The organism is Chitinophagaceae bacterium (genome assembly GCA_030053935.1).
Lineage (GTDB): Bacteria > Bacteroidota > Bacteroidia > Cytophagales > JASGCU01 > JASGCU01.
This window is the reverse complement of record JASGCU010000009.1, coordinates 1-6193: the sequence shown is the minus strand read 5'-3', so window position 1 is coordinate 6193 and position 6193 is coordinate 1. Positions and strand designations below refer to the sequence as shown.

Genomic DNA, 6193 nt, shown 5'->3' with positions numbered 1-6193 from the left:
TACATCACCCATTCCAAACTGAATAAGATTATTATCCTGATCAATTTTTAATTCATCCTCTTCATAACCTAAATTATATAAATCTTCTTCAACTCTTCTATAGGTCGGGAAATACAAAATTTCTAGGCCTTTAAGTTCGTTAGAAATATCCTCTTTACATTTATCAAAATGAACATTAGAATGTTTATTTTCATTCATTTCTAATTCTTCAAATACTCTAAATACGTGATGAATAGGAAATTTTCTTCCAACGCGAGTATTTGACCTTATGTAATTGTCTTCTAGTCTATGCCAATTTTTTCTGTCTTTTAGGAATTTGTTCCTTAACATTTCAAATTGGGAGTATCCTATTTCATTTATAAGTTCCTTAACCATTGGATGCTTATACATTTTCTCAACCAGCTCATCAACTTGCTTTTTTGAAATTTCAATTTTCTTGTTATTAGCAAATGTAATTGTAAGATTCTTGAAATTATATTCGCTAAGTCTGAAAAAATTCTTAGTCAATGTAAAATAGAATAAGTTCAACACTTGAGTTTTACCTAAGCCATTTTCACCAATTAGAATTTTCACTTGGTCATTAAACGGTATTTTAATATCATCAGTCCCAAAAAGACCAATGATTTCGAATGATTGTATTATTCTCATTTCTTCTGTTTTAGCAAATTTACTGTTTTTATTTAATCACTTATATATTGTTTGTTGTATTACTGTTTTTTATCTTTCATAATCTCGCATAAAATCAAATATAAAAAAGTTCTTTTGTTTTTATTATTCCTTACATGTTTCTGAATTGTTTCAATATATATTTTTTATTTTCAATATTCCAAAAAAAACATAGTGTTTTACGTGAATTCTAAAAATTTAATTTTGGATATACTCCGAAAAGTCATTTTTACAAAACATTGAGTTTTTAAACTATTGATAATCAAATAATTACAAAATTATAAATGTATCAAAAGCAACTTTTCGGAGTGGACTCAAATGTTAAAGGTATGAATTTTTATGATATTTTTCTTTTTGCGTAATGTGAGTTATTTACCAAAAGATCTTAATTATTTGGCAAATAATGTCTCCTTTTTAAAAATGGATTAAAAAATATCAGGGAATTTTGAATTTGAATCTGCATTCGATTCGCTTTGAAGAGATTTTAGAACGTTTGTAAAGTTTTTTTATATGAGGTATTTTTTTTTTAGTTTTCCAAAAAAGAAAATGGTAATTAAAAAATAGAAAAAAAATAGAAAAAAACAAAAAATAGTATTATAATACAGTAATGTATAGTTAAAATATATTATCAAATTATTTAGGTGGGTTCTAAAAATTGATTTCTTGCAAAAAAAATAGTAGAGACCTTGCATGCAATTCTCTACTATTGATTTTTAAGGGGTACAGTTTTTAGGATTTGAATTTTTAGAACCCCTCTCCATTTATTAAAAATCAATTAAAAAACATGCTATGAATTCAAAGTCAATTATTACTCTCTTTTTTATATCAATAGTATTAGGTTTGCTTTTCATTACCTCTTCCTTTCAAGATGGGAAAATGTATAAAACTATTCCACCACCTTATTTAAAACAAGGTGATACCATTGCAATTGTTGCTACTGCAAGAAAATATAGCGATACACTCCTGACAGAAACAATAGCATTGATAGAAAGCTGGGGCTTACGTGTTAAAATTGGAAAAAGCGTAGGGCTATCAGATAATCAATTAGCGGGAAGCGACCAAGAGCGTTCTCATGATTTTCAAATACAATTAGACAATCCAACTATTAAAGCCATTTGGTGTGTAAAAGGAGGTTATGGCACAGTGAGAATAATTGATTCATTAGATTTTACCCAATTTAAAAAAAAACCTAAATGGATAATTGGTTTTAGTGATATAACTGTTTTGCATGCACATATTAATAATATGCATATTCAGTCAATACATGCAATAATGCCCATAAATTTGGAAAAATCTTCAGAAGAAGCAAAGCAAACACTTTACAAATCGCTTTTTGGCACACTCAAAAAATATGAAATTTCTACCCATCCAATGAATATATTAGGCAAAGCAGAAGGTGTGTTAATCGGGGGAAATCTATCCATTTTATATAATCTAACAGGGACACCCACAATGCCTGATTATCAAGATAAAATATTATATCTTGAGGATTTAGATGAATACTTATATCATGTAGATAGAATGATGATGAATTTAGAACGTTCAGGGGCATTAAAAAAAATCAAAGGAATAATTGTGGGGGGTATGACCGAAATGAAAGATAACACTATACCCTGGGGAAAAGATGCATATACAATTATAGAAGGTATTACTAAAAAATACAGCATTCCAACCATTTATAATTTTCCTGCGGGTCATATAGATGATAATCGTGCTTTGATTTTAGGAAAACCTGTAAAAATGGAAGTGGAAAAAGAATGTTCTACTTTAGTTTTTTTAGAGGACGAGTAATGAAATCTGCCTCTAAAAACTGATCTGTATGATATGTTGCGCTGCATACATCACAAATAAGATGCTCTCCCATGTGTGGGATTTTTTTTATTCACTGTCTATTGTATCAATCTCTTTCATTATCCTATCGGTTTCCGATAATGCTACTATTATTTTTTGATAATGCAGAATATCATCAAATGCTAATATGCGGTCTTTTCGGTCTTTGAGCCATTTTTGAGCTGGCTGATACCCGCCAATATAAAAGTTCCAAGCCAATCTGGGAACATTGTCAAAATATTGGGCATCGTTTATGTACACCCTCCCACGGTCATGGGAAGTAGAAACAAAGTGTGGTTTTACAACTGTATTATTGCCATCTACGGGATATTGTGTAATGTAATTTTCTACCACGGGACTTTCCAATAGATGTATTTGCCGTAATTCTCCGCCCCATTGTACCAATTGCCAAAAGGTTTCTGTATCTTTTGGATAAGGTACTCGCGGAAAATCCATTTTTAGAAATTCCTTGTATTTTTCACGATAAGCAGGCGAATGTAAAACGGCATAGATGTAATCTAAAATGTCTATTGGGGTAAAGACCTCCCCCAGCCCCTCCAAAGGAGGGGAGACAGCAAGATCATTGATTTGTAAATCTGATTTGCTATCAAGTTTTTCTTTCGTTTTTAATGCAACCAATTCAGGATTGGTAAATACTTCTTCGTTGGTAAATCGAATGACTTCATATCCTAATTCATGTAACCTTAAAGTTCTGATCTCGTCATATTCTTTTTGTCGCAAATGAACTTTTCCATCAATTTCAATAACCACTTTTTTACTTAAACAAACAAAATCTGTAATGAAATCCTCAATAATATGTTGCCTTCTTATTTTATACCCAGTTTTTTTATTTCTTAGATATTCCCAAATAACCTTTTCAGCTTCAGTTGGATTGTCTTTTAAACTATCTCTCATTTCTTTTATTAAATTGTAATGAGCTGGATTTGCAGTAATATAACCGACCCCTCCTAACCTCCCCTTCGGGGAGGAATTAAGCCCCTCCTTTGGAGGGGTTGGGGAGGTCTTTTCATTCCTAAACGTTAAACCCAATTTCTCAGCTATTTGCTTTACTATTGCTGCGTTTAGGTTTGGTGTTCTTTCTGTTGTTTTCCCGATGGTTTGTTGGGCGTTGGTTTCGGGGTAAAGATAAAGAGGGCTAACAACACCGCCTCCTCTATAAAACATGTTCAAATCAACAACGTTATTTGAAATGAATATTATATTCCAAGGCATGTCACCCACTACTTGTCCTTGTCTCCCCACAATTAAACAATAGTTATTCGGCATTGCCAAGTGCTTCATTACATTATATCTACTCCTATAGGAAGCAGGAACAGTTATCTGAGAATATGGATTTTTATTAAATGTTTCAATAAAATACATAGCCTTTTTACTAAAAGGTCTATATTCAATTGATTTAATATATTTAGAGTCTATTTCACAATCAACTAATTCGTTTAATTTATTTTTTAACTCTATTTTATTTTCCCCAATTAAAAGCTCATCATTCCCTGTAACTGTTCCAGTTACACCCGTAATTAGAATTTCATCTACTGAAAAACCTAATTCATAACTACCAATATTTTCTAATTTATTCGGTAGAAAGAAATAAAAGGGGCTTGATGGGACAATTTCTTCGTATCTAACTTCTTTAAATTCATTATTAATTAAGTAATCATATTTCATTTCTCTTAATCCTAAAAGTTCATGATAATATACCTTTGCTAATTCATTTTTCTTTTTCTTTCCTGTTTTTATGAAAATATTTATACTAACACCTTGTTGAATATCAAAAACATTTTCATCTTTTGTACCATCACTACTTTTTTCCTTCTTTTTAGAATTACCATGTAAGTCTAAGACGTATATTTCATCAAAGGAATTCATTAAATTCCAACGCATTCCTTTAAAAGTTGGATTAAATAAAAATCCATGGTCATTAATATAAGCCAATACCCCCTCTTTGTTTTTATCAATAAAAAATTGTCCAAATCTAATAAACTTAACATAATCATTCCCTAATCTATGTTTTTTTTCATTTATATTTAGACCATCAACAAATTTATAATCATTCGTTAATTTAGTTATCCATTCGCCATCATTAGATTTGAAACCAAAATACGGCGGATTTCCCATAACCACCATTACAGGCGTATCTCGTTTAATGTGGTTGGCTTCGTTTGCTTCGGTGCTGAGCCAATTGGCAAAGAGCGTTCCAGTGTCGGGGTGGTGTTCTTCTAAACTATTAGTAAGGAAAATTCTAAAACGTTGATTTGAGGTTGGTTTATAGCCCGTGTCGGTTAACAACATATCCAATTTTAAATATGCCATTGCATAGCTTGCCATGAGCAATTCAAAACCGTTGAGGCGAGGGAGCAGATGATTTTCTACGTAATTACTCCAAACACCTTGTTGCCCAACAAACTTTTTATGTATGTGTTTTACCACTTCGGCGAGGAATGTGCCTGTTCCTGTGGCAGGGTCGAGGATTTGCACTTTGTGTACTCTGCCCTGAAGGTCAGGGCTATTGATTTTTGAGGTGTCGGCTAATCCTTGTGGTAAATCAAATTCTGTTTTCAAAATATCATCAACGGCACGAACTATGAAATTTACAACAGGTGCAGGTGTGTACCACACGCCGCGGGCTTTGCGTAGTTTTGGGTCATATTCGCTCAAAAAGTCTTCATAAAAATGGATAATAGGGTCTTCCATTTTGGTAGCTTTTCCATAGTTTTTGAGCATTTCCTCTACGTTGCAAGCCAAAAATATGTTTATCAAATCGTCTACAACCCATTTTATGCGGTCGTCTACGTCTAAGCCTGCAATGTATCCGAATAGTTTTTTAAGGAATGGATTTGATTTTGGTATGAGTTCGTATGCTTCTTGTCTGCTAAAATTTTCCAAAGTAGGGTCGTGATAGCGAGCTGCAAACATTCCGTAAGCAATGGTTTGTGCGTATACGTCTGCAAATCCTTTTGGCGTAATATCGTGGATGAGAATTTGCTTGAAGGCATTCATTTGGTCTTTCAGCGTGCTGTTTTCGTTGTGGGTTTCATCACTTGTGAGTGCTTTTTCAATCACTTCGGAGAGCAATCGGGCTTTGCCTGCCATCATTTCAGCAAGTTTTTTTGATTTTGTAATGGTTTGCCCAATGTAAGTGCAAAAATCTTTTATCAGGTTTTCAAAACTTGTAAAGTTTTTGGTCAATGGCACAATACGACCACCCCGTCCTTCGGACACCCCTCCAGTGGAGGGGAATTGGAGTTCTGCAATAGCAATTTTGGTTACCAACTGTCCTTCCCGATACAGATGAAAATGAATATAATCGGTAAAAAAAAGATTATTTAATGATGCTTTATACCGGTCAAATTGTTCTTTGTTACCTGTTCTTTTTATTCCTTCCAGGTCATTGTCGCCGATGTTTTTTGCTTCTATAAATCCAATAGGAATATCTTTTTTGGTCAATATATAATCAGGTGCTCCGCAGGTTTGTCGTTTTGGCTCATTGGTAGCTCTTATGGCAGGTACTAAGCTTTCTATTAATTGTTGCAAGTCCCCACGAAAAGTATGCTCGGTTGCATTTCCGAGTTTATATCGTCTATTGATAGCATCTATGTATTCTTGTATTGTCATTTATTTTTGGTATATATTGATGTCTCTCTTTGTAATACTATCTCAATGGCTTTGGGCTGCCGAA

Annotated in this window: 3 protein-coding genes; 1 reads left to right on the top strand and 2 read right to left on the bottom strand. The window is 32.8% G+C overall.

What is annotated here, in order from left to right; all coding sequences use genetic code 11:
- A partial coding sequence (locus tag QM536_02100; protein ID MDI9355802.1) for a hypothetical protein occupies nt 1-648 on the bottom strand: 648 nt, incomplete at its 3' end.
- Between the two features lie 807 nt (nt 649-1455).
- On the opposite strand from QM536_02100, the gene QM536_02095 reads away from it, so the two are divergent.
- Nucleotides 1456-2457 (top strand): LD-carboxypeptidase, encoded by a 1002-nt coding sequence (locus tag QM536_02095; protein MDI9355801.1) that lies wholly within the window; start codon nt 1456-1458, stop codon nt 2455-2457.
- Nucleotides 2458-2544: 87 nt separating this feature from the next.
- Here the strand turns inward: QM536_02095 and QM536_02090 are convergent, their stop codons facing one another.
- Nucleotides 2545-6129: a DUF559 domain-containing protein gene (locus QM536_02090; protein MDI9355800.1), complete on the bottom strand. Its 3585-nt coding sequence runs from the start codon at nt 6127-6129 to the stop codon at nt 2545-2547.
- Between the last annotated feature and the right edge of the window lie 64 nt (nt 6130-6193).

Coding starts and splice junctions, on each gene's coding strand:
- QM536_02095 (MDI9355801.1), top strand. CDS start 1,456: ATGAATTCAAAGTCAATTATTACTCTCTTTTTTATATCAATAGTATTA.
- QM536_02090 (MDI9355800.1), bottom strand. CDS start 6,129: ATGACAATACAAGAATACATAGATGCTATCAATAGACGATATAAACTC.